The organism is Allobosea sp. OAE752 (assembly GCF_050433265.1).
GTDB lineage: Bacteria > Pseudomonadota > Alphaproteobacteria > Rhizobiales > Beijerinckiaceae > Allobosea > Allobosea spartocytisi.
Genome location: NZ_JBNPXO010000007.1, coordinates 85,168 through 106,107 on the forward strand (window position 1 = coordinate 85,168; position 20,940 = coordinate 106,107).

The window sequence follows — 20,940 nt, forward strand, 5'->3', positions numbered from 1 at the left end:
AAGCGGCGCGGCCGGATGTGGCGGGGCGCTCAAAAGATGCATTATAAGTCATATTTTCAATGTCTTACGTCATTCATATCTAACCTTCTGATATAGACCATATCCATCGTTGCCCCCCTTTTGGGCACCGCCTAAGCTCGCGTCATCGAAGGGCGAACAACGCCCCGTCTTCAGGGAGGTGACGATGACGCGTCTGCGCGCGTGGCTGCTTGCGGCCGCGCTCCTTGCACCCGCAATACCGTTCTTGCCGACGCCGTCGGCGGCCCAGGGCGTTCCGCAGAGCATTCCCCGCAAGGAGCTCCTGATTCTCGAGAATCCGGAAGGGACGATCAAGAACGCGGGCTGGTTCAACATCTGGGCGATCAACGCCGGCAGCCAGTCGAACGGGCTGCAGCAGGCGGCTCTCGACACGCTCTGGTACATCGATCCCGAAAAGGGTCTCGACGGCGCCTGGGACAATTCGCTGGCCGCCGAGAAGCCGGTCTACAATGCCGACTTCACCGAGATGCGGGTCAAGCTGCGGCGCGGCCTGTTCTGGAGCGACGGCGTCGAATTCACCTCCGCGGACGTGAAGGCCACGGTCGATATCCAGATCAAGAACCCGAACATGCGCTTCTCGGCGGTGCTCGCCAATAACGTCGCCTCCGTCGACACGCCTGACGCCGAGACGGTCATCTTCAAGCTCAAGAAGTCCAATTCGCGCTTCCACACCAATTTCACCGTGCGCTGGGGGGCGATCTGGATCCTGCCCAAGCACGTCTTCGAGAAGGTCGAAGATCCCGCGAAGTTCGACTTTAACAAACCCGTCTCGCTCGGGGCCTATACGCTCCACTCCTTCGACCCCGACGGCAAATGGTACATCTGGCAGCTGCGCGAGGACTGGCAGCGCAGCTCGCTCGGCCGGCACGGCAAGCCGGGACCGAAATATCTCGCCTATATCGACCCGGGGCCGCCGGACAAGCGCGTCATCGCGCAGCTCAATCATGAGCTCGACGTCATTCACGACATCGCCCCGGAGGGCATGTTCACGCTGGCAAAGCAGGACAAGGGCACCCGCGCCTGGTTCAAGGGCTTCCCCTATGGCCATCCGGACCCGACCTTGCCGGCGGTGATCTTCAACACCCAGCACGAGCAGCTGAAGAACCGCGACGTGCGCTGGGCGCTGGCGCTGATGATCGACGTCAAGGCCGTGACCATGGCCGCCTATCGCGGCGCCGCGACCATCTCCGCGATCGCCGTGCCGCCGACCGGTATTCATCCGGAGGCCTATCACAAGCCGATGGAGGCCTGGCTCAAGGATTTCGAGATCGATACCGGCAAGAGCAAGATCAAGCCCTACGACCCGACGGTCGGCAAGCAGATCGCCGACATGCTGCGTCCGTCCATGGGCGACCAGATCCCCTCCGATCCGGCGGTGATCGACAAATCCTTCGGCCTCGGCTGGTGGAAGACCAATGTCGCCGCCGCCGGCGAATTGCTGACGCGGGCCGGCTTCCGCAAGCAGGGCAACCAGTGGCTGACGCCTGACGGCAAGCCGTTTGTGGTCAGGCTCATGGTCGAGGGCGACCTCCGGCCGGTCATGACGCGGGCGGGCACGATGATCGTGCAGCAATGGAAGCAGGCCGGCGTCGATGCGCGCATCGACGTTGCGCAGGGCACGCTGCTGACGCGGCGCGCGGCCGGCGATTTCGACGCCTTCATCGGCTGGAGCGTCGAAACCTGGGGCGGCCATCAGGACCTGTCCTACTTCATGGACAGCTGGCATTCGCAGTTCGTCGCCCCGCCCGGCCAACCGCAGCCGCTGCGTAACTGGCAGCGCTGGAGCCATCCGGAACTCGACAAGATCATTGAGGACATTCGCAAGATCGACTTCGACGATCCCAGGGGCGTCGAGCTCGGTCGCGACTACGTCAAGCTGATGACCCGCGAGATGCCGATCATTCCCTTGATGGCCTACAACGTCTTCACCGCGATGGATCAGACCTATTGGAAGGGCTACCCGACCGCCGACGATCCCTACGCGAACCCGGTCACGAACTGGGGCAACTCCCGCTACATGTTCGTGCGCTTGAAGCCGGCCAACTGAGAAACCCGGGCCGCCTCGCCGGGCGGCCCGCCTTCCTCCCAGGACAATCGCCAGCCGGTGACGTCTGCGTCGCACGGACCGGTGGAGCTTTCGGGATCGCATGAGCGCCTACCCCGCCTATCTCGCGAAACGTCTGGCCCAGTTCGCCGTGGTGGTTTTCATCGGGGTCAACCTGGCCTTCGTGATCACCCATGCCTCGCCGATCGACCCGGTCGAGCAGTCGATCTCGGCCGTGACCTCCTTCGGCAGCACCGCGCCCGAGGCGATCGCGGCGATGCGCGCCTCGCTGCAGGAGCTCTACGGGCTCAAGGGCACGCTGGCCGAGCAATACGTCACCTTCTGGAGCCGGGTCCTGCGCGGCGATTTCGGCCCCTCTCTGTCCGCCTTCCCGACCCCCGTCTCGACCCTGATCGGTCGCGCGCTGCCCTGGACGGCGGGTCTGCTGATCGTCTCGACGCTGATCACCTGGGTGCTGGGCAATTGGCTCGGCGGGCTCGCCGGCTACTACCAGCGCAACCGCACGCTGAAGCTGATGGGCGTCGTCGCCATGGGCGTCCATCCGATCCCCTACTACATCGTCGCGCTTCTGCTGCTCATCGTCTTCGGCTTCCTCTGGCCGGTGCTGCCGATCACCGGCGGGTCGGCAATGAACCTGCAGCAGGGCTGGAACTGGTCCTTCGTTTCGAGCGTCGCCCGGCACTCGGTCCTGCCGGCGCTCTCGCTGATCCTGATCGGGCTCGGCAGCTGGTTCCTCGGCATGCGCTCGCTCGTTTCGAACATCGTGACCGAGGACTATGTCGTCTATGCCGAGATCGCCGGGCTCGACAGCCGCAGGGTGCTCGGCTCCTACGTCATGCGCAATGCGCTGGCGCCGCAGGTGACCGGGCTCGCCATGTCGCTCGGCGGCATCTTCAACGGCGCGGTGATCACCGAGAAGGTCTTTGGCTATCCCGGCGTCGGGACCCTCCTTGTCGATGCGGTCTATGCCGGCGACTACGGGCTGGTGCTCGGCGTCACCACCGTCTCGATCATCGCCGTCTCGGTCGGGGTCCTGGTGATCGATCTGCTCTACCCGCTGATCGACCCGCGCGTGGAGCTGCGCTGATGCTGGCCATCCTGCGGGACCTGATCCGCTACAACCTCGAATTCCGGATCGGGCTCGTGCTCGTCGGCATCGTGGCGATGATGGCGGCGCTGTCCCTCGTCTCGCCCTATCCGGCGGGCGACGTCTATGTCGTGCCGCCCGACCTGCCGCCCTCCACCGCCTATTGGCTCGGAACGACCTCGCGCGGGCAGGACGTGTTCTGGCAGCTCACGGCGGCGATCCGCAACACGCTCTTCTTCGGCATCATGGTCGCGGCGCTGTCGCGGGTGATCGCGCTCGTCGTCGGGCTGCTCGCCGGCTACTGCGGCGGCTGGATCGACCGGGTGCTGATGTCGATCAACGACACCTTCATCGTCATCCCGCTCTTCCCGATCCTGATCCTCTTCTACTTCGTCCTGCGCGATTCGATGTCGACGCCGCTGCTGGCGACGATCATGGCTTGCCTCGGCTGGGCCTATGACGCCCGCCTGATCCGCTCGGTCGCCCTTTCCCTGAAGACGCGCGAGTTCACGCAGACGAGCGTCTTCTCGGGGATGAAGACGCACGAGATCCTGGCGCGCGAGCACCTGCCCTATGTGTTGCCGATCGTCTTCTCCACCACGATGAACAACATGAACTGGTCGATCGGCATCGAGGTCACCCTCGCCGTGCTGGGCTTCACCGACATCAACACACCGACGATCGGCGGGATGATCTACTGGGCCAACCAGCATACCGCTCTCGTGGCCGGCATCTGGTGGTGGATCGCCTTTCCCGTCGCGCTGGTGGTGATGACCTTCGTCGGCCTGTTTCTGCTGGCTGTCTCGATGAACGAATATATCGACCCGCGCAGCCGTCTCGCCCGGATGGGAGGCAGCCGATGAGCGGTGGGGACGATGCGGGGCCGGTGCTCGAGGTTCGCGACCTCCAGGCGCATTTCCGCAGCCATTATTTCGGCGTCAACCGCGAGGTGAGGGCGGTGGACGGCGTCACCTTCGCGGTGAACCGCAACGAGATCTACGGGCTTGCGGGGGAATCCAGCTCCGGTAAGACGACTCTGGTCAAGACGATCGCGGGGCTGCTGAAGCCGCCGCTCGAAATGGTCGGTGGTTCGGCCCGCTTTTCCTTCCTGCCGGGCTGGGACGCGATCGGCCGGGCGCCGCCGGATGTGGTGCGCGCCATCCGCTGGCGGCACCTGTCCTACATCATGCAGGGCTCGATGAACGTGCTGAACCCGCTCAGGCGGGTCAGGCACTGTTTTCGCGACTTCGCCTGGCGCCATCTCGGCGGCAGCAAGGCCGAATTCGACGCGCGGGCCGAAGCGCATCTGGAGCGCGTCAACCTCGACCCGTCGGTGCTCGCCGCCTATCCGCACGAGCTGTCCGGCGGCATGCGCCAGCGTGTGACCATCGCGCTCGCGACGATCTGCAAGCCGGATTTCATCATCGCCGACGAACCGACCACGGCCCTCGATGTGGTCGTGCAGAAAGACGTGCTGGCGATGATCCGCGCGATCCAGTGCGAGATGGGCTCGAGCGTGCTGTTCATCACCCATGACATGGGTGTCCACGCCGCCCTGACCGACCGGCTCGGCATCATGTATGCGGGGCGCCTCGTCGAGGATGGCGAGACGCCCGAGATCTTCTCGCGGCCGCTGCATCCCTATACGCGCCACCTGATCGCGAGCCTGCCGCGCATCGGCGACACGCAGCAGCGCGACGGCCTCGAAGGATCCCCGCCCAATCTGGCGGCGCCTCCGCCCGGCTGCCGCTTTCATCCGCGCTGCCCGCTGGCCATGCCGATCTGTGCAACCACCGTGCCCGCCATGATCGAGAGCCTTCCCGGCCATCGCGTCGCCTGCCATGCGGTCAACGAGGGGGCGGCGGCATGAGCGCGCTGCTCGAACTCGACCGAGTCGGCAAGAGCTTCTCGCGCGGGGGGCTGTTCTCGACGCGCCGCGTCGAGGCCGTGAAGGAGGTGAGCTTCGCCCTCGCGGCCGACAAGCCTGAGATCTTCACCGTGATCGGCGAGTCGGGCTCGGGCAAGTCGACCCTGGCGCGGATGATCCTCGGCATCCATGCGCCCAGCTCCGGCCTGATCAGGCTCGGGGGCCGCGACGTCGCGGCCTATGAGCGGCGCGCCTTCATGGCCGAGGTCCAGCCGATCTTCCAGAACCCGTTCGAGGCGTTCAATCCGCTGAAGCAGCTCGACCGCTATCTGTTCATGACGGCGGAGCGCTTCGGCGGCGCGGCCGACAAAAGCGCCGTCGAGGAACCGGTCGACGAGGCGTTGCGGCAGGTCGGATTGTCGCTCCCGGAAATCGCGGGGCGGTTTCCGCACGAGCTCTCCGGCGGCCAGCTGCAGCGCGTCGCCATCGCGCGTGCCCTCGTCGCGAAGCCCAGGCTGATCGTCGCCGACGAGCCTGTCTCGATGGTGGACGCATCTCTGCGCATGTCGATCGTCAACCTGTTCGGCCGGCTGCGCGACGAGCTCGGCCTGTCGATCGTCTACATCACCCACGATCTCGCCACCGCCTACTACATCAGCGACCGGCTGATCATCATGCAGAAGGGCGTCGTGGTCGAGCAGGGACCGGCTCGTGCCGTGCTCTCGGCACCCACGCATCCCTATTCCCGCCAACTCCGCGACGCCGTGCTCACGCCCGACAGCGCCGGGGCCTTTCGTGCCACCCATCCACGCAAAGCGGTTGAAACATCCGGAGACAGGTCATGAGACAAGCCAGCATCACCTTCGACCGCGCCTTCGCCATCGGCGACACTGATCCGAGGCTCTTCGGCGCCTTCGTCGAGCATCTCGGTCGCTGCGTCTATGGCGGCATCTACGAGCCCGGCCACCCCACCGCCAACAAGCGTGGCTTCCGCAAGGACGTGCTCGAACTCGTCAAGGAGCTCGGGCCGACGATCATGCGCTATCCGGGCGGGAATTTCGTCTCCGGCTATAATTGGGAGGATGGCGTCGGCCCGATCAAGGACCGCCCCGCGAGGCTCGACCTCGCCTGGTTCACCACCGAGCCGAACAGCTTCGGCACCAACGAATTCGTGGACTGGTGCCGGGCGGCGAAGATCGAGCCCATGCTCGCCGTCAATCTCGGCACGCGCGACGGCGACGCGGCGCGCAATCTCGTCGAATACTGCAACCATCCCGGCGGCACGGCCTGGTCGGATCTCCGCATCAAGCATGGCTGGAAGAAGCCGCATGACATCAAGTTCTGGTGCCTCGGCAACGAGGTCGACGGCCCCTGGCAGATGGAGCACAAGACCGCGACGGAATACGGGCGCGTCGCCTATGAGGCGGCGAAGATGATGCGCTGGATCGACCCGTCGATCGAGCTCGCCGCCTGCGGCTCCTCTGGCCGCAACATGCCGACCTATGGCCGCTGGGAGGACGAGGTGCTGGAGCACACCTTCGACCAGGTCGAATTCATCTCGCTGCACACCTACTTCAACAACTACGCCGGCGACACCAAAGCCTTCCTCGCCAGCCCCGACCTGATGGACCAGTTCATCGAGGAGGTCGTCGCGATCTCAGACGCCGTTGCGGCACGCCGTCGCTCCGACAAGCGCATCATGCTGAGCTTCGACGAATGGAACGTGTGGTACCGGACGCGGCGCGTGCGGGCCGACCGCGTCAAGGAAGGATGGCCGGTGGCGCCGCCGATCCTCGAGGAAATCTACTCCATGGAGGACGCCCTGGTCTTTGGCGGCGCCTGCATCTCGCTTCTCAATCACGCCGATCGCGTGAAGACCGCCTGCCTCGCACAGCTCGTCAACGTCATCGCGCCAATCATGACCGAGACCGGCGGTCCGGCCTGGCGCCAGACCATCTTCTGGCCCTTCGCGCAGATGAGCCGGCTGGGACGCGGGACCGTGCTCAAGGCGATCGTCAAATCCGAAAGCTACGAGGCCTCCTATTTCGACCCCAGGGGCAAGCAGGATCTCTTCTATCCGATCGACGCGCCCTATCTGAAGGCGTCCGTGGTCTGCGACGACAAGGGCGTCTCGCTCTTCCTGCTCAATCGCGACCTTGAACAGGGCGTCGAGGTCACCGTCGATGCGCGCGGCTTCGGCAAGCTCACGGTCTCGGAAGCGACCGAACTGCGCCATGCCGACCTGAAGGCGGTCAACAGCAAGGAGGAACCGCTCAAGGTCAAGCCGGCGACATTGAAGAAGGTCTCGACGAAGCCGGACAGCATCACCCTGGCCTTGCAGCCGGCTTCGTGGAATGTGATCAGGCTGGACAGCTGACAGAAGCCCGCGACGATGGACGAGAGCCCGCCACGACACCAGCGCGGCCGCCGCGGCAATCGCGGCGACACGTCGGGCGCGACCAAGCCGCGCGACCGGGGCTTCCTCGTCGTTAACGCCGACCGGCAGTATCAGGTGCTGCGCGGCCTGGCCTCTCCGGTCAGGCTGCGCATCCTGAGGCTGCTCAACCGGCAGGGCCCGAAGAACATCAATCAGATTGCGGAGATCCTCGGTCTGCCGCAATCGACGATCGTGACCAACGTCCAGGTGCTGGAAGAGGCCGAGCTGATCTCGACCTCGCTCGGCAAGGCCACCAAGGGCCAGCAGAAGGTCTGCGCCGCCCGCTATACCGAGATCGTCGTCAATCTCGACCCCGACGATCCCAGCCGCGAGAACAATGTCGTCGAGGTCGAGATGCCGCTCGGGCTGTATACGAATTCGGACGTCTCCGCCCCCTGCGGTCTGTGCTCGACCGAGCGCATTCTAGGGGTGCTCGACGTGCCCGAACTGTTTCTCGATCCGCGCCGCGTACAGGCGGCGCTGATCTGGTTCGGTCGCGGCTATGTCGAATACAAATTCCCGAATAATGCGAAGGTTCTCAACCGCAAGGTCGAAGCCCTCGAATTCGAGATGGAGATGTCGTCGGAAGTGCCGGGGACCAATTCCGACTGGCCCTCGGACATCAGCCTGTGGGTCAACGAGCGCAAGATCGGAACCTGGACATGCCCCGGCGATTATGGGGACCGCCGCGGCGCCTACACGCCGCACTGGTGGAAGCTCGAGGGATCGCAATACGGCATTCTGACGACCTGGCGCATCACGGCCGAAGGCACCTTCCTCGGCGAGCGCAGACTCAGCGATGTCACGATCGAGGAGCTCGACCTCGACCGGCACCACTCGATCAAGATGCGTGTCGGCATCGACGAAAGGGAGGGCAGGCCCGGCGGCGTCAACATCTTCGGCCGCGGCTTCGGCAATCACAACCAGGACATCAAGATGCGGCTGCACCTGCACGCGATGACCGCGCTTCCCCACGCCACGACGTGAGCGTCACCCGCCCAAACACGCCGTAGTCGGACCGCGATCTCAGGCTTTCGCGGCAGATGGCTTCCACGTCAGGAGCAGCTCGGCAGCTCCCGGCAAACCGTCCAGGGAAAAACTGCCGGGAGCCACCGCCTTATGCGGCCAGGGCCTTCTCCACCGATACGCAGGGCGATCGAAGGCTGGCGGCGACCGGTTCGTTCGTGATCTGGCCGCGGTGGACGTTCAGGCCGGCCGCGAGATGGGGATCGCTGCGAATGGCGTCGAGGCCCTTCGCGGCGAGCGCCAGTCCAAACGGGAGCGTGGCATTGTTCAAGGCGTAGCTGGAGGTCAGCGGGACGGCTCCGGGCATGTTTGCGACGCAATAGTGGATCACGCCGTCGACCTCGAAGGTCGGATCGGCATGTGTCGTCGGCCGCGAGGTTTCGAAGCACCCGCCCTGGTCGATCGCGACATCGACGAGAACCGCCCCGCGCTTCATCCGCGAGAGCTGCGCGCGTGACACCAATCGCGGTGCCGCAGCGCCGGGGATGAGGACCGCTCCGATGACCACGTCGGCGGCGACCACCTCCTCTTCGATGGCATGCAGCGTCGAAAATCGCGTGCGGACCCTGCCGCCGAACAACTCGTCGAGCTGCCGCAGCCTTTGCAGCGATCTGTCGATGATGACGACGTCCGCGCCCAATCCGGCGGCCATGCGGGCAGCATGCGTGCCGACGACGCCACCGCCGATCACGACGATGCGGGCCGGCGGAACGCCGGGCACGCCGCCGATCAGGATGCCGCGCCCGCCTGCATGGCGCTTGAGGGAAACGCCGGCGGCCTCGATCGCGAGCCGTCCGGCGACCTCGCTCATCGGCGCCAGAAGTGGCAACCCGCCAAAGCGGTCTGTCACGGTCTCGTAGGCAATGGCGGTGACGCCGGACTGTACCAGGCCGGCCGTCTGTTTCGGGTCGGGGGCGAGGTGCAGATAGGTGAAAAGAATCTGGCCTTCACGCAGCTGCCCCCACTCCGTCAGCTGCGGTTCCTTGACCTTGACGATCATATCCGCCGAGGCGAACACCTCGGCAGCGTGGCCCACAATCCGCGCTCCGGCTGCCTCATAGGCTGCATCCGGGGCGGAGATACCAGTCCCGGCTCCTGCCTCGATCAACACCTCGTGGCCGGCGGCAACATATTCCCGGGCGGCTTCCGGCGTCAGCCCGACGCGATATTCATGGACCTTGATTTCCTTGGGGACGCCAACGCGCATGATTTCCTCCAACCGGCTTGCGGGATCGATGTGTCGTCTCGATCAGCGTCGAGATTCTACCAGGAAACACCGTATCGCTCCCGGCCCCTGTTCGCGAAGGCCGGCGAAATCGGCCGTGATCTTGGGGGGGCGATTTGAGCGCGACGCGCGGCAGCTTTGGCAGCGACGGCAATTTCACGTCGAGCGTCGGGACCTCGACGCTCGACGGGCTGGGCGTCATCGGGAACGAGTGGCACTTGCCGCGCGAGCACATTCTCGTATCGGCCCTGCCGCGCAGGGAAGCGCTGCTGAGGCACATGATCTTGCGCCTGCGCTGACGCCTCAAAATCCGATCGCAGGTCTCGCTGCTGCATGAGAGGCGGCGGCGAGAAGCTTTGTCGTCCGTCCTGCTGCGGATTGCGCCTCAGCGTTCCCAAGGGGGCGGATCGCCGAAGGCGCGGCGAAGGCAATCTGCGAAGGCGCGCAGCTTCGCCGAGGGGCGGCGACCTTCGGGATGGGCCAGGTGAATGAATTCGGTTTCAGGCTGAACGCCGATGTCGACGATGCGCAGACCGCCGCTCCGGATCTCGGCGCTTGCGATGAACAGCGGCAGCAATGCGATGCCCAGACCCGCCAGCGCGGCATCCCGCATCATGTCGCCGTTGTTGACCCGCAGCGCCGGGCGCCCGCGCACGCTGATGGCGCCCTCGGGCCCGCGGAACCGCCAGTCGCCCACGCCGCGGTTCGTGTAGAAGATGCCGTCATGCCCATCGAGCTCGGCCAATGAGCCGGGCGTCCCGCGCCGCGCGAGATAGTCCGGCGACGCGACGAGAGCCCGCCGGCTCGGCGCCAGCGTCCAGGCGACGAGGCGCGAATCCGCGATCGGCCCATGGCGCAGCACGGCATCAAAGCTGTCGGAGCCGGCGTCGATACGGCGGTCGTCGAGGTCGAGCGTCAACTCGATCCGGGGATGCCGGGCCAGAAAAGGGTAGATCGCCGGGCCGAGATGCATCCGGCCGAAGGTGACCGGTGCCGAAATCCGCAACGCTCCGACGAGGGCGCCCCGCCGCTCCGCCATATCGGCCGCAGCCTCCTCGACATCCCGGGCGATACGGGTGGCGCGGGTGAGAAAGGCGGCTCCGTCCTCGGTGAGCGTGAGCCGGCGCGCGCTGCGATGCAGGAGGCTCGCGCCCAGGCCGCGTTCCAGCTCGGCGAGGCGGTCGCTCACCACCGATTTCGACAGGCGCAGCCGGCGGGCCGCCTCGCTCAGAGAGCCGGCCTCCGCGATCGCGACGAAGGTTGCGATGCCGTCGAGCTTCAACATCGTTCGGTTTTTCCGGATCTGAATTTCGCTGATGCGATGCTAATCCGAACGTGAGGCCAATGCTACGTTGCGTCACGCCAACGGGGCTGACAGCGACGGTCGCAGCGACCGCCCTCCCGACAGGCGGGAGATTTGGGATGTTGAAGCTCGCTTTAGCACTTGGAGCGATTGCCATGGCCACCCCGGCGGTCGCTCAGGTTTCCGACTTTCCGGCTTCCTTCAAGACACAGGAGATCGCGACCAACGGCGCGACCATCCATGTTCGTGTCGGCGGCCGGGGCCCGGCGGTGGTGCTGCTGCACGGCTATGGTGAGACCGGCGACATGTGGGCGCCGATGGCGGCCGATCTGGCGCGGGACTACATGGTGGTGGTGCCCGATCTGCGCGGGCTCGGCCTGTCGTCGAAGCCGGCCTCCGGCTTCGACAAGAAGACCCAGGCCGGGGACGTGGCCGGCGTGCTCGACGCGCTCAAGATCGAGCGAGCCGATCTGGTGACGCATGACATTGGCAACATGGTCGGCTTCGCCTTCGCCGCGCAATATCCGCAGCGCGTCGGCCGCTTCGCTCTCATCGACGCACCCGTACCCGGCGTCGGTCCCTGGGAGGAGATCCTCAAGAACCCGCTGCTCTGGCATTTCCGTTTCGGCGGGCCGGACATGGAGCGGCTCGTGGCCGGCCGCGAGCGCATCTATCTCGACCGCTTCTGGAACGAGTTCTCGGCAACGCCGGCGCGCTTCACCGAGGCGTCGCGCGAGCATTACGCCAAGCTCTACGCATTGCCCGGCGCGATGCATTCGGGCTTTGCCCAGTTCGCGGCCTTCGATCAGGACGCGATCGACAACCGTGCTTTTCTGAAGGCCGGCGGCAAGCTCACCATGCCGGTTCTGGCGCTCGGCGGCGAGAAGTCGTTCGGCACGACGATGGCGGTGGTCATGCGGGATGCTGCGACCGACGTGACCGAAGGCGTTATCCCCGATTCCGGTCATTGGATCATGGAGGAGAACCCCACGGCCACGATCGCCATGGTCCGCCCCTTCCTCGACAAGGGGCGTTGATCCATCCGGGCATTGACGGAGGTCACGGCCGAAAGCACCCGGCTGTGACCTCCCGAACCTCAGGCCTTTGCCGGCCGAGGGCCGATCCGCTCGCCATGGACGACACGCTCCGGCGCGCCGTGGACCATCGTATAGGCGTAGTCGACGCCCATGCCATAAGCGCCGGAATGCTCCTTCACGAGGCCCATGACCGCGTCATAGCTTTCGCGACGGGCCCAGTCGCGCTGCCATTCGAGCAGCACCTGCTGCCAGGTCACCGGGACGACCCCGGCCTGTACCATGCGGTCCATGGCGTATTTATGCGCATCGACCGAGGTGCCGCCGGAAGCATCGGCGACCATGTAGATCTCGTAATCGCCTTCCAGCATGGCGCAGAGCGCGAAGGTCGTGTTGCACACCTCGGTCCAGAGGCCGGAGACGACCACCTTCTTGCGGCCATTGGCGGCGAGCGCGTCGCGGACATTCTGGTCGTCCCAGGAGTTCATCGAGGTGCGCTCGAGGATCTTGTTCTGCGGAAAGACTGCCAGCAATTCAGGATAGGTATGACCCGAGAAGCTCGTGGTCTCGACCGTGGTGATCGTCGTCGGAACGCCGAAGATCTTCGCGGCCTTGGCCAGGCCGACGACATTGTTCTTCAAGACTTGTCGATCGATCGACTGGACGCCGAAGGCCATCTGCGGCTGCTGGTCGATGAAGATGATCTGGCAATTCTGCGGGGTGAGGACTTCGAGATATTTCTTCATAGGGCTCTCCTGTTCGTGAGTGGTTGAATGGCGCGACCGCATCAGGCCTTCGTTCCTGCAGGGGCATCGGCAGGACGGGCCGGCGGATCGACATGCAGGAAATGGCGGACGACCGGCCCTTCCTGCCCGGCATGGAAGCGCCTGACTTCTTGCTGGATATCGGCATCGGCCTTCGAGACGCGGCGATGCTGGCGCAGATGCTCGGCCCAGGACGAGACCATGAACCACTCCACGAGCTTCTCGGGGTCGGCCGTGTCCTCGGTGATGCCCCAGCCATAGGCTCCGTCGCGGCGCCGCTCGATCGACAATTCGTTGATCGCCCGCAGGAACGCCTCCCGATCGGCAGCCGGCACGCGGTATTCGATCAGGATCAGAACGGGGCCGCGATCATTGCCGACCTCCGCCGCGACGAGCGGTTCCGGCCAATGATTGGAGGGCGCGAGATCGGCCTCGCCCGCGGGCAGCTTGATCCGGTGCATCACGATTCCGGCCACGAGCAATGCGGCCGCGCCGATCAGCAGGGTGCCGCGGATCCCTGCGGCTTCCGCCACCGCGCCCCAGCCGAGGCTGCCGGCGGTCATCGCGCCATTGAACACGGTGAGATAGACGGCAAGCGCCCGTCCACGCACCCAGTTCGGCAGAATGGCCTGCGCGACGCCATTCAGCGTCGTCAGCGCCACGATCCAGGCCATCCCGAGTACGAGCAGGATGACGATCGCGAGCCATTGCGGTGGCGACAGCGTCAGCGCGGCCATGACCAACGCTGTGAGCACGGCCGAGAGCAGCAGCAGGCCATCGGCATCGAGACGCTCCCGCAAGCGCGGCAGGATGACGGCACCGCCGATCGCACCTGCTCCAACCGCGCCGAGCAGGACGCCGTAGAAGCTGGCGCCGCCGCCGAGCAGATTGCGCGCGACCAGCGGCAGCAGCGCCCAGACGGCGCTGGCGCAGCCGAAGAAGATCGCCGCGCGCAGCAGCACGCGATGGAGCTCCCGGCTCGCTTTGGCATAGCGCAGCCCGGCCCGGAACGCCCCGGCAAAGCGCTCGCTCAGCGCGTCGTCGGCGCCCGCCGGGCGGCGCCACCAGAACAGCGCTCCGATCACCAGCACATAGCTCAGCACGTCGGCGCCATAGGTGAAGCCGGCGCCGAAGGCGGCGAGGATCAAGCCGCCCAGCGCCGGGCCGATGGCGCGCGAGATGTTGATGCCGAGCGAATTCAGCGCCACCGCGCTCTTGAGATCGGCCTTGCCGACGAGTTCGGGCACGATCGCCTGCCAGGTCGGCGCCATCAGCGCCGCGCCGATGCCGCCGAGAAAGGTGAGGCCGACCAAAGCGGGCACGCTGAGCTGGCCGAGGCTCGCCAGCGTCATCAGCGAGAGGCTGACGCAGCCGAGCAGGATCTGGATGGCGATCAGGAATTTGCGGCGGTCGAGGATATCCGAGAGCACGCCGGCCGGGATCGCCAGCAGGAAGACCGGCAGCGTCGCCGCCGCCTGCACCAGCGCCACCGCGGCGGGTGCGCCGGAGAGGTCGGTCACCAGCCAGGCGCTGGCGACGTCGCGCATGAACGAGCCGATATTGCCGATGATCGTCGCCGCCCAGAGGACCGCGAAGACCTTCTGGCGCAGCGGCGCGAAACCGGATCCTTGCAAGGCGGTGCCGGTCATCGCGCTGATCCTTTTCGCTGGCTAAGGTCGTCGAGCGCCACGATGACGAAGCCGCCGATCAGGCCGAGATGCTCGAAGAAGGCGTTCATCGCCATCATTCGCCCCTGGCCGGCCGGCATTTCCCAGAAGCGCAGGGCGACGAACGTTGCAGCCAGCGTGAACATGGCGAGCGCCAGCGCCGCGAGCCAGCGCCAGCGGCCAAGCAGGATGAGCGCGCTCATCGCGAGTTCGAAGACGATAACACCGATCGCGAAAATCGGCGCGGGCGACAGGCCGAAATGGGTCATCTCGGCGATGGCGCCCTCGAAATCGAGGATCTTGGTCACCGGACCCTGGATATAGGCGGCGCAGAGCAGCAGGAGTGCCAGCCAACGCAGGCCGCGCATCGGCTGCGAGTCGTGGTCGTTCGCTGTCATGGTCACACCGCCCAGCAGGCGCAGCCGAGCGCGCCCCAGAAGCTGCGGAGGTCACCGACCGGCAGCTTGCTCGACCAGGCGCTGGCATGGTCGTGGCCATGCACGCCGCAGGAGCTGGCGCAGCCGCAATGCGTCATGGCCGCCCGCCGCAGCGAATTCTTGCCGGCGCCATCCGGCTCGCCCCAGGCGCCATAGCCCTTGAACGTCCTGACCGGCGACCAGTCCGGCATCGCCGGCGGTGGTGCGCTCTCGTCGAGCCCGGCGAAGTCCCGCGCGCCATAGACGACCTTGCCGCCGACGATGGTCAGGTCCGCCGAGATATGCGCGATGTCGTCTTCGGGGCAGCCGAAGAAATCGCGATCCGGCACGATCAGATCGGCGAACTGGCCCACAGTGATCCGGCCTTTCTTGCCCTCCTCGTTGGAGAACCAGGTGACGTGCTCCGTCCACATCCTGAGCGCGGTCTCGCGGTCGAGACAGTTGCGCTGCGGCGTGATGCGCAAGCCCCCGACCGTCTTGCCCGTGACCAGCCAGGAGAGCGCGACCCAAGGGTTGTAGGAGGCGACGCGGGTGGCGTCGGTGCCGGCCGAGGTCTTCACCCCCTTCTCCAGCAGGCGCGCCACGGGGGGCGTCGCTTCGGCTGCCGCCGCGCCGTAACGCTCGACGAAATACTCGCCCTGATAGGCCATGCGATGCTGCACGGCGACGCCGCCGCCGAGTGCGGCGATGCGGTCGATCGAGCGTTCCGAGATCGTCTCGGCGTGGTCGAAGAACCAGTTCAGATCCTTGAGAGGGATCTCCTTGTCGACCTTCTCGAACACGTCGAGCGCGCGGGAGATCGTCTCGTCATAGGTCGCGTGCAGGCGCCAGGGCCAGCGGTTTTCGGCGAGGATGCGCACGACGCCTTCGAGATCGCCTTCCATCTCGGGCGGCATGTCGGGCCGGGGCTCGCGGAAATCCTCGAAATCGGCGGCGGAGAAGACCAGCATTTCGCCAGCGCCGTTATGCCGGAAATAGTCGTCGCCCTGCTTGTATGTCGAGTTCTTCGTCCAATTGAGGAAGTCCTCCTTCTCCTGCTTGGGCTTCTGCGTGAACAGGTTGTAGGCGAGGCGGATCGTGAGCTGGTTCTCGTCAGCGAGCTTCTGGATGACGGCGTAGTCGTCCGGATAGTTCTGGAAGCCGCCGCCGGCATCGATCGCGCCGGTGACGCCGAGCCGGTTGAGCTCGCGCATGAAATGGCGGGTCGAGTTGACCTGATAGTCGAAGGGCAGCTTCGGCCCCTTGGCCAGCGTCGCGTAGAGGATGGCGGCGTTCGGGCGCGCCAGCAGCAGCCCGGTCGGATTGCCGTTGGCGTCGCGTGTGATCTCGCCGCCCGGCGGCTGCGGCGTGTCCTTGGTATAGCCGACGGCCCGCAGCGCGGCGCCGTTCAGCAGGGCGCGGTCATAGAGGTGCAGGATGAAGACCGGCGTATCCGGCGCGACGGTGTTGAGCTCCTCGATCGTCGGCAGGCGCTTCTCGGCGAACTGGTGCTCGGTGAAGCCGCCGACGACGCGCACCCATTGCGGCGGCGGTGTCACCGCGACCTGGCGCTTGAGCATGCTCATCGCATCGGCGAGCGAGCGTACGCCGTCCCAGCGCAGCTCCATGTTGAAGTTGAGCCCGCCGCGGATGATGTGGAGATGGTTGTCGATCAGCCCGGGCAGGGCGCTGCGGCCCTTCAGGTCGATGATCTTCGTGTTCGGCCCGGCATGAGCCATCACGTCGGCTTCGCTGCCGACGGCGAGGAAGGCGCCGTCCTTGACGGCAACCGCATTGGCGATCGGGTTGCTCCGGTCGAGCGTCGTGAAACGGCCGTTGCGGAGGATGAGATCGGCGGTCATGGGAGCGGTTCCTCGCTGCGGAGACTGGGCGGCGGCGGTGCCGAGCAGGCCCGACAGGGCCCCGGCGGCGACACCGAAGGTGGTTTGCCGGCGTGTCGGACTCATGACTCCCGCCTTTCATGGTTTTGATCGCCCGAGGGGCGAGACGGCAGCGTGCCGAAGAGATGTTCGCCGCATTCATGCCGCAGCCAGCCGAGCGTCAGGCCCTGTCCCGAAGCGAGGCGCTTTGCGACCGGAACGATCTGCTCGCCGGCGAGGATGCCCAGCAGTCCGATGAGCGCGATCACGGGAGGCGCAGGCGAGCGAACGTTCAGCAGGCCGTAGACGACGCCGACGAGCAGACCGGCGCCTAGCGAGACCAGATAGAGTTTCATCACGTCTTCCTGTCGCGTGGAATGGCAGCGGCCGGGCAAGCTGACGGCCGCTGCCCGCGGGATCTCAGGCCTCGATGAAGGCCAGCAGATCGGCGTTGAGCGTCCCGGCGTTCACGGTCAGCATGCCGTGGCTGAAGCCGGGATAGGTCTTCAGCGTGCCGTGCCTCAAATGCTTGATCGATTCATGCGCGGAATCGGCGATCGGCACGATCTGGTCGTCCTCGCCATGGAGGACCAGCGTCGGCACGCCGATCGCCTTCAGATCCTCGGTCTGGTCGGTTTCGGAGAAGGCCTTGATGCCGTCGTAATGGGCCTTGGCGCTGCCCATCATGCCCTGGCGCCACCAGTTCCAGATGACGCCCTGATCGACCTTCGCACCCGGCCGGTTGAAGCCGTAGAAGGGGCCGGTCGGCACATCGAGGAAAAACTGGGCGCGGTTGCCGGCCAGGGCCTGGCGAAAGCCGTCGAAGACCTCCAGCGGCAATCCCCCGGGATTCGTCTCGGTCTTGAGCATCAGCGGCGGCACGGCGCTGACGAGGACTGCCTTGGCCACGCGCCCCGACGGCTCGCCGTGCCTGGCGACATAGCGTGCCACTTCGCCGCCACCGGTCGAGTGGCCGATATGGACGGCGTTCCGCAGATCCAAAGCCTCGGCAACGGCGAAGGCATCCGCGGCATAGTGGTCCATGTCGTGTCCGTCGGAGACCTGGGCGGAACGACCATGCCCGCGCCGGTCATGCGCGACGACGCGATATCCCTTCGACAGGAAGAACAGCATCTGCCCGTCCCAGTCATCCGAAGACAGAGGCCAGCCATGGTGGAAGACGATCGGACGGGCGTCCCGCGGGCCCCAATCTTTGAAGAAGATATCGACCCCGTCGCGCGTCGTCACGAATGGCATGGCAAGCTTCCTTCTCTAAAGTGGTCCGCGGGCCCGTCAGGTCGGGCATCGTCCGGGGCCGGTTGCGAAAGCGCGGGCATCCGCGCGCTGGTCGCCGCCTGGAGCGGCGAACGAATATGTGGCCTTGCCTGCCCGACGACCGGTATGGGAAACCCGGAACATCCGAACTCTGGCGGAACCTAGGGGGCGGGCGGCGCGAAATCCATTAGTTACCTGAGAGATACCGGTAGTCAGAGCAAAGCGCATGACCAGTTCGAATGATTCCGCAGACGAACACTGTCTGGCCGACGGCTTCCTGAAGTTCTTCTCGCAGGAATGGATGAGCCACATCGTGTTTTCACTGGCTCGTCACGGGCCCCTGCGTTTCGGAGCTCTGAGACGGCAACTCCCGCCGCGGATTTCGGCGCGGGTTCTCTCCGCCCGGCTGAAGGCTCTCGAGGCCGCCGGCTATGTCGAGCGCCACGATCTCAGCGGCCGGGTGTTGCATGTCGAGTACTCTCTCACGGCTTCGGGGCGCGCCGTCGACGTCGCGCTCGCGGGGAGCGAGCAACTGCTATCCGGCGGTGCGCGCCAGGAGCCGCGCTAACAAAATCTGAGCGGGTCTGGGCGTCGGCAATTCGTCCGTTCCGCCTGCGCCGTAGTGGCGGTCGAGGGTCCTCCGCGCGGTTGGAATCGCCGATGGCCTGTGTTCGGGCAGCGCAGACCCACAGCGTGACGGAACAGCGATTTCCGTCTGAAGCTCGGTGGTGGCTGCGGAAATTCTCTCGCGGGTCGGCCGTGCAGAGACCGGGACCAGCATCTGTCGGACCGGCTTCAGGCCAAGAAGTCGGTGGCCGGTCCCGTCATCCGCATCTCTGTGTCCCAAACGACGACATGCGGATCGAAATCCCGGCTGGCAAGCCTCGGTGGGCGATGACCGCTGCTTGCCGGGCCGAGCGAAGGAGGTTGATGCCCTCTACGATGCAGGCTGCGCTACCGGCAGCTTCCATGTGCCGTTCAGGTACGCGGCACGGGGTCGGTAGAGCCGGAATGTGTAGTTCCACCCCTCCGTGATCGGCAGGCAGTTCGCGATCTCGCCGTCGCAGCCGCCGAACTGAATGTCGATCGCTCCGTCAGCGCTCTTCGTGCCGGTGATGCTGTTGACCGAATAGGCGTCGTAATCGTTCTTCTGGAAGAAGCCCTTGTCGTTGTAGACGCTGATCGACCAGAACGCGTCGACGGGAACATCCTTGAGCCTGAGCTTGTAGACCGTCTTGCCGTCGTTCTTGGCCGGGGTCACCGAGGGGTAGGATGCGTCCTTGTCGGGGTTGCCGCCCCAGCCGGACGCGGTGCCGAGCAGGTGCTTGACCGGATCGACCTTGCCCTTCGGGCCGAAAGCGTTGCTGAAGTCGCCCGATGCAGCGGAGAGCGTTTCCAGCGCCTCACGGATCTTTTTCTGCTGAGCCAGGTCCCAATTCGGGGCCTCGAACTTGCCGGCCGACTTCTGCTGCACCTTCAGCGCATCCTGCAATGCGTGAACCTGCGCGAGGTCCTTGCTGTCGTTGGGATCGACAAGGATGCGAACCGCAACGAACACATAGCGAGTGCCGACCTTGTCCCGGGTGAGCGTCGTGCGGCCCGGCTTGTAGACCACCATCGGGGTGTAGTGGTCTTCGCTGATGACCTGCATCGAGACGAAGCGCTTGCCGGCGTCTGGAAGGGTGATGGTCACCGGGCCGGCGTCGAGATCGAAGATCGCCTGGGAATAGAGCGTATCCCGGTTCATCCGGACCACGGGCTGCTTGTCGATCGGCGTCGGCGCCCTGTTGTGGACGAACTTGCCGAGAGCGCCTGCATCGACCGTTTTGGCCATATAGAAATCGGACTCGGCTCGCTTGAAGTTGTCGACATTGACCGCAACCGGCTGGGCGAACGCCACGCACGGCGCGAGAACGAGGAAACTTAGGCTGGAGAGCAGCGTCATGCGCATCGAACGGTACCTCATTGGTGTCTTTGATCCATGTGCTCGTCGTTACTGCGCCGACAGCGCAGCCGCTTCCGCGGCGCATTCGGATACCGGGAGCGGCCGCTTCGCCTTCGCCGCCTTCACTTCTGCCTTCGCTGCCTTGAGATCGGCGAGGAAGGCCGGGTCGGTTTGCAGTCGTGCAACGGTCGCCGCGCCCATGATCCGGCCTGCATCGACATCGCTCTGCCAATGCGCGTCGCAGATCACGCGGCTCTGCCCGAACTCGATGCCACGCTTGAGCAGCGCATCCGCGTGCTCGGGGCTGATTTGCGCGAGGACGAGGGCCCAGCCCCAGCCGGCAGCCGTGTGCCCCGACGGATAGGAGCCGTCATTCCGCAGAATGGCCTCCTGATCCGCCCGGCAGGTCGCTTCGTTGTGAACCACGAAGGGGCGGACCCGGTTGTACTTGTTCTTCACGCCATAGGTGGAGAGGCCGAAATCCGACAGCACCTTCTGCATCATCGCGGAGAGGCGCGGCGTCTGCCGGCTGTCGATCTTCACGCCCAGTGCGCAGGAGAAGTTATCGGCAGCCTGCGGAAAGGCGAGGTCTGCATCGGTACGGGCGAGGTTCCAGCGCGCGGTGTTTCGCAAGGGAAGCGTCGCCTTTCGCGCTTCCTCGTCCCGGGCGAGCGCAGCCGAGCCTGCTTCTGGAGGCGGGCCGAGCAGGACCAGGCTGTTCGGCAGATCGGATCGCTTCAGATAGCCGGGCGCGATCTTGAAATGCGGGTCGGTGACCTCTGGCCGGGCTTCGCCCGCCTGCGCCAGGGCCTGCCCGCAGAGCGCGACGAGCAGTGCAAGCAGCGAAACATGGGCGGCTCGCACCGCAGTCCCTGTCATCGACATTCCCATCCCTTTCGACATCGCCGAA

20 protein-coding genes are annotated in these 20,940 nt (G+C 65.7%); 10 read left to right on the plus strand and 10 right to left on the minus strand.

Features of this window, described 5'->3' with window-relative positions; all coding sequences use genetic code 11:
* Positions 1 to 184 precede the first annotated feature (184 nt).
* The 7 genes from GGC47_RS18670 to GGC47_RS18700 all read left to right on the plus strand — a co-directional run bounded on the left by GGC47_RS18670 (position 185) and on the right by GGC47_RS18700 (position 8,482).
* Positions 185 to 2,086 carry an ABC transporter substrate-binding protein gene (locus tag GGC47_RS18670; protein ID WP_038367131.1) on the plus strand — a complete coding sequence of 634 codons (1,902 nt, stop codon included), beginning with the start codon at positions 185 to 187 and terminating at the stop codon, positions 2,084 to 2,086.
* A 100-nt stretch (positions 2,087 to 2,186) separates the two neighbouring features.
* Entirely contained in the window at positions 2,187 to 3,191 is a 1,005-nt protein-coding gene (locus GGC47_RS18675; protein ID WP_142023284.1) for an ABC transporter permease, read from the plus strand.
* Positions 3,191 to 4,054, plus strand: a complete 864-nt coding sequence (locus tag GGC47_RS18680) for an ABC transporter permease (protein ID WP_142023285.1) — start codon at positions 3,191 to 3,193, stop codon at positions 4,052 to 4,054. Before GGC47_RS18675 ends, GGC47_RS18680 begins: the two co-directional genes overlap by 1 nt.
* The gene (locus tag GGC47_RS18685; RefSeq protein ID WP_429068593.1) at positions 4,051 to 5,061 is read left to right on the plus strand and encodes an ABC transporter ATP-binding protein; all 1,011 of its coding nucleotides are present in this window, start codon (positions 4,051 to 4,053) and stop codon (positions 5,059 to 5,061) included. Before GGC47_RS18680 ends, GGC47_RS18685 begins: the two co-directional genes overlap by 4 nt.
* On the plus strand, positions 5,058 to 5,903 hold the full coding sequence (locus GGC47_RS18690; RefSeq protein ID WP_142023287.1) for an ABC transporter ATP-binding protein: 846 nt from the start codon (positions 5,058 to 5,060) through the stop codon (positions 5,901 to 5,903). Before GGC47_RS18685 ends, GGC47_RS18690 begins: the two co-directional genes overlap by 4 nt.
* Positions 5,900 to 7,435, plus strand: a complete 1,536-nt coding sequence (gene arfA / locus GGC47_RS18695) for an arabinosylfuranosidase ArfA (RefSeq protein WP_038367143.1) — start codon at positions 5,900 to 5,902, stop codon at positions 7,433 to 7,435. Before GGC47_RS18690 ends, arfA begins: the two co-directional genes overlap by 4 nt.
* Before the next feature lie 15 nt (positions 7,436 to 7,450).
* On the plus strand, positions 7,451 to 8,482 hold the full coding sequence (locus tag GGC47_RS18700) for an ArsR/SmtB family transcription factor (protein WP_081925606.1): 1,032 nt from the start codon (positions 7,451 to 7,453) through the stop codon (positions 8,480 to 8,482).
* Between the two features lie 130 nt (positions 8,483 to 8,612).
* On the opposite strand, the gene ald is transcribed toward GGC47_RS18700, so the two are convergent.
* Positions 8,613 to 9,728, minus strand: a complete 1,116-nt coding sequence (ald, locus tag GGC47_RS18705) for an alanine dehydrogenase (protein WP_142023288.1) — start codon at positions 9,726 to 9,728, stop codon at positions 8,613 to 8,615.
* Between the two features lie 134 nt (positions 9,729 to 9,862).
* Between ald and GGC47_RS18710 the strand changes: the two genes are divergently transcribed.
* A complete protein-coding gene (locus GGC47_RS18710; protein ID WP_142023289.1) occupies positions 9,863 to 10,045 on the plus strand; it encodes a M20 family metallopeptidase in 183 nt (60 codons plus the stop codon).
* A gap of 86 nt (positions 10,046 to 10,131) precedes the next feature.
* Here GGC47_RS18710 and GGC47_RS18715 read toward each other — a convergent pair whose 3' ends face one another.
* Positions 10,132 to 11,031 carry a LysR family transcriptional regulator gene (locus tag GGC47_RS18715; RefSeq protein WP_038367151.1) on the minus strand — a complete coding sequence of 300 codons (900 nt, stop codon included), beginning with the start codon at positions 11,029 to 11,031 and terminating at the stop codon, positions 10,132 to 10,134.
* A 137-nt stretch (positions 11,032 to 11,168) separates the two neighbouring features.
* On the opposite strand from GGC47_RS18715, the gene GGC47_RS18720 reads away from it, so the two are divergent.
* On the plus strand, positions 11,169 to 12,086 hold the full coding sequence (locus tag GGC47_RS18720; protein WP_142023290.1) for an alpha/beta fold hydrolase: 918 nt from the start codon (positions 11,169 to 11,171) through the stop codon (positions 12,084 to 12,086).
* Between the two features lie 59 nt (positions 12,087 to 12,145).
* Here GGC47_RS18720 and GGC47_RS18725 read toward each other — a convergent pair whose 3' ends face one another.
* The 6 genes from GGC47_RS18725 to GGC47_RS18750 form a co-directional block, all read right to left on the minus strand.
* Entirely contained in the window at positions 12,146 to 12,829 is a 684-nt protein-coding gene (locus GGC47_RS18725) for a hydrolase (protein ID WP_142023291.1), read from the minus strand.
* 41 nt (positions 12,830 to 12,870) lie between these two features.
* Positions 12,871 to 14,496 carry an MFS transporter gene (locus GGC47_RS18730; protein ID WP_429068594.1) on the minus strand — a complete coding sequence of 542 codons (1,626 nt, stop codon included), beginning with the start codon at positions 14,494 to 14,496 and terminating at the stop codon, positions 12,871 to 12,873.
* Positions 14,493 to 14,912: a DoxX family protein gene (locus tag GGC47_RS18735; protein WP_113251851.1), complete on the minus strand. Its 420-nt coding sequence runs from the start codon at positions 14,910 to 14,912 to the stop codon at positions 14,493 to 14,495. The genes GGC47_RS18730 and GGC47_RS18735 overlap by 4 nt, the downstream gene beginning before the upstream one ends.
* A 2-nt stretch (positions 14,913 to 14,914) precedes the next feature.
* Positions 14,915 to 16,897, minus strand: a complete 1,983-nt coding sequence (locus tag GGC47_RS18740) for an amidohydrolase (protein ID WP_429068595.1) — start codon at positions 16,895 to 16,897, stop codon at positions 14,915 to 14,917.
* The gene (locus GGC47_RS18745) at positions 16,894 to 17,166 is read right to left on the minus strand and encodes a XapX domain-containing protein (RefSeq protein ID WP_038367164.1); all 273 of its coding nucleotides are present in this window, start codon (positions 17,164 to 17,166) and stop codon (positions 16,894 to 16,896) included. The genes GGC47_RS18740 and GGC47_RS18745 overlap by 4 nt, the downstream gene beginning before the upstream one ends.
* A 64-nt stretch (positions 17,167 to 17,230) precedes the next feature.
* Positions 17,231 to 18,067: an alpha/beta fold hydrolase gene (locus GGC47_RS18750; protein ID WP_142023294.1), complete on the minus strand. Its 837-nt coding sequence runs from the start codon at positions 18,065 to 18,067 to the stop codon at positions 17,231 to 17,233.
* Between the two features lie 244 nt (positions 18,068 to 18,311).
* Between GGC47_RS18750 and GGC47_RS18755 the strand changes: the two genes are divergently transcribed.
* Complete coding sequence (locus tag GGC47_RS18755; protein WP_051988418.1) at positions 18,312 to 18,653, plus strand: winged helix-turn-helix transcriptional regulator; 342 nt, start codon at positions 18,312 to 18,314, stop codon at positions 18,651 to 18,653.
* A 369-nt stretch (positions 18,654 to 19,022) separates the two neighbouring features.
* On the opposite strand, the gene GGC47_RS18760 is transcribed toward GGC47_RS18755, so the two are convergent.
* Positions 19,023 to 20,036, minus strand: coding sequence for a DUF1254 domain-containing protein (locus tag GGC47_RS18760; RefSeq protein WP_142023326.1), 1,014 nt, complete (start codon positions 20,034 to 20,036; stop codon positions 19,023 to 19,025).
* Between the two features lie 42 nt (positions 20,037 to 20,078).
* Positions 20,079 to 20,909: an acid phosphatase gene (locus GGC47_RS18765; protein ID WP_142023295.1), complete on the minus strand. Its 831-nt coding sequence runs from the start codon at positions 20,907 to 20,909 to the stop codon at positions 20,079 to 20,081.
* Between the last annotated feature and the right edge of the window lie 31 nt (positions 20,910 to 20,940).

Excerpts from the sequence above, each read along its gene's own strand:
- GGC47_RS18750 (WP_142023294.1), bottom strand. The coding sequence starts at position 18,067 with ATGCCATTCGTGACGACGCGCGACGGGGTCGATATCTTCTTCAAAGAT.
- GGC47_RS18760 (WP_142023326.1), bottom strand. The coding sequence starts at position 20,036 with ATGCGCATGACGCTGCTCTCCAGCCTAAGTTTCCTCGTTCTCGCGCCG.
- GGC47_RS18690 (WP_142023287.1), top strand. The coding sequence starts at position 5,058 with ATGAGCGCGCTGCTCGAACTCGACCGAGTCGGCAAGAGCTTCTCGCGC.
- GGC47_RS18680 (WP_142023285.1), top strand. The coding sequence starts at position 3,191 with ATGCTGGCCATCCTGCGGGACCTGATCCGCTACAACCTCGAATTCCGG.
- GGC47_RS18670 (WP_038367131.1), top strand. The coding sequence starts at position 185 with ATGACGCGTCTGCGCGCGTGGCTGCTTGCGGCCGCGCTCCTTGCACCC.
- GGC47_RS18755 (WP_051988418.1), top strand. The coding sequence starts at position 18,312 with ATGACCAGTTCGAATGATTCCGCAGACGAACACTGTCTGGCCGACGGC.
- GGC47_RS18745 (WP_038367164.1), bottom strand. The coding sequence starts at position 17,166 with ATGAAACTCTATCTGGTCTCGCTAGGCGCCGGTCTGCTCGTCGGCGTC.
- ald (WP_142023288.1), bottom strand. The coding sequence starts at position 9,728 with ATGCGCGTTGGCGTCCCCAAGGAAATCAAGGTCCATGAATATCGCGTC.
- GGC47_RS18675 (WP_142023284.1), top strand. The coding sequence starts at position 2,187 with ATGAGCGCCTACCCCGCCTATCTCGCGAAACGTCTGGCCCAGTTCGCC.
- arfA (WP_038367143.1), top strand. The coding sequence starts at position 5,900 with ATGAGACAAGCCAGCATCACCTTCGACCGCGCCTTCGCCATCGGCGAC.
- GGC47_RS18740 (WP_429068595.1), bottom strand. The coding sequence starts at position 16,897 with ATGAGTCCGACACGCCGGCAAACCACCTTCGGTGTCGCCGCCGGGGCC.
- GGC47_RS18720 (WP_142023290.1), top strand. The coding sequence starts at position 11,169 with ATGTTGAAGCTCGCTTTAGCACTTGGAGCGATTGCCATGGCCACCCCG.
- GGC47_RS18765 (WP_142023295.1), bottom strand. The coding sequence starts at position 20,909 with ATGACAGGGACTGCGGTGCGAGCCGCCCATGTTTCGCTGCTTGCACTG.
- GGC47_RS18715 (WP_038367151.1), bottom strand. The coding sequence starts at position 11,031 with ATGTTGAAGCTCGACGGCATCGCAACCTTCGTCGCGATCGCGGAGGCC.
- GGC47_RS18725 (WP_142023291.1), bottom strand. The coding sequence starts at position 12,829 with ATGAAGAAATATCTCGAAGTCCTCACCCCGCAGAATTGCCAGATCATC.
- GGC47_RS18735 (WP_113251851.1), bottom strand. The coding sequence starts at position 14,912 with ATGACAGCGAACGACCACGACTCGCAGCCGATGCGCGGCCTGCGTTGG.
- GGC47_RS18700 (WP_081925606.1), top strand. The coding sequence starts at position 7,451 with ATGGACGAGAGCCCGCCACGACACCAGCGCGGCCGCCGCGGCAATCGC.
- GGC47_RS18730 (WP_429068594.1), bottom strand. The coding sequence starts at position 14,496 with ATGACCGGCACCGCCTTGCAAGGATCCGGTTTCGCGCCGCTGCGCCAG.
- GGC47_RS18685 (WP_429068593.1), top strand. The coding sequence starts at position 4,051 with ATGAGCGGTGGGGACGATGCGGGGCCGGTGCTCGAGGTTCGCGACCTC.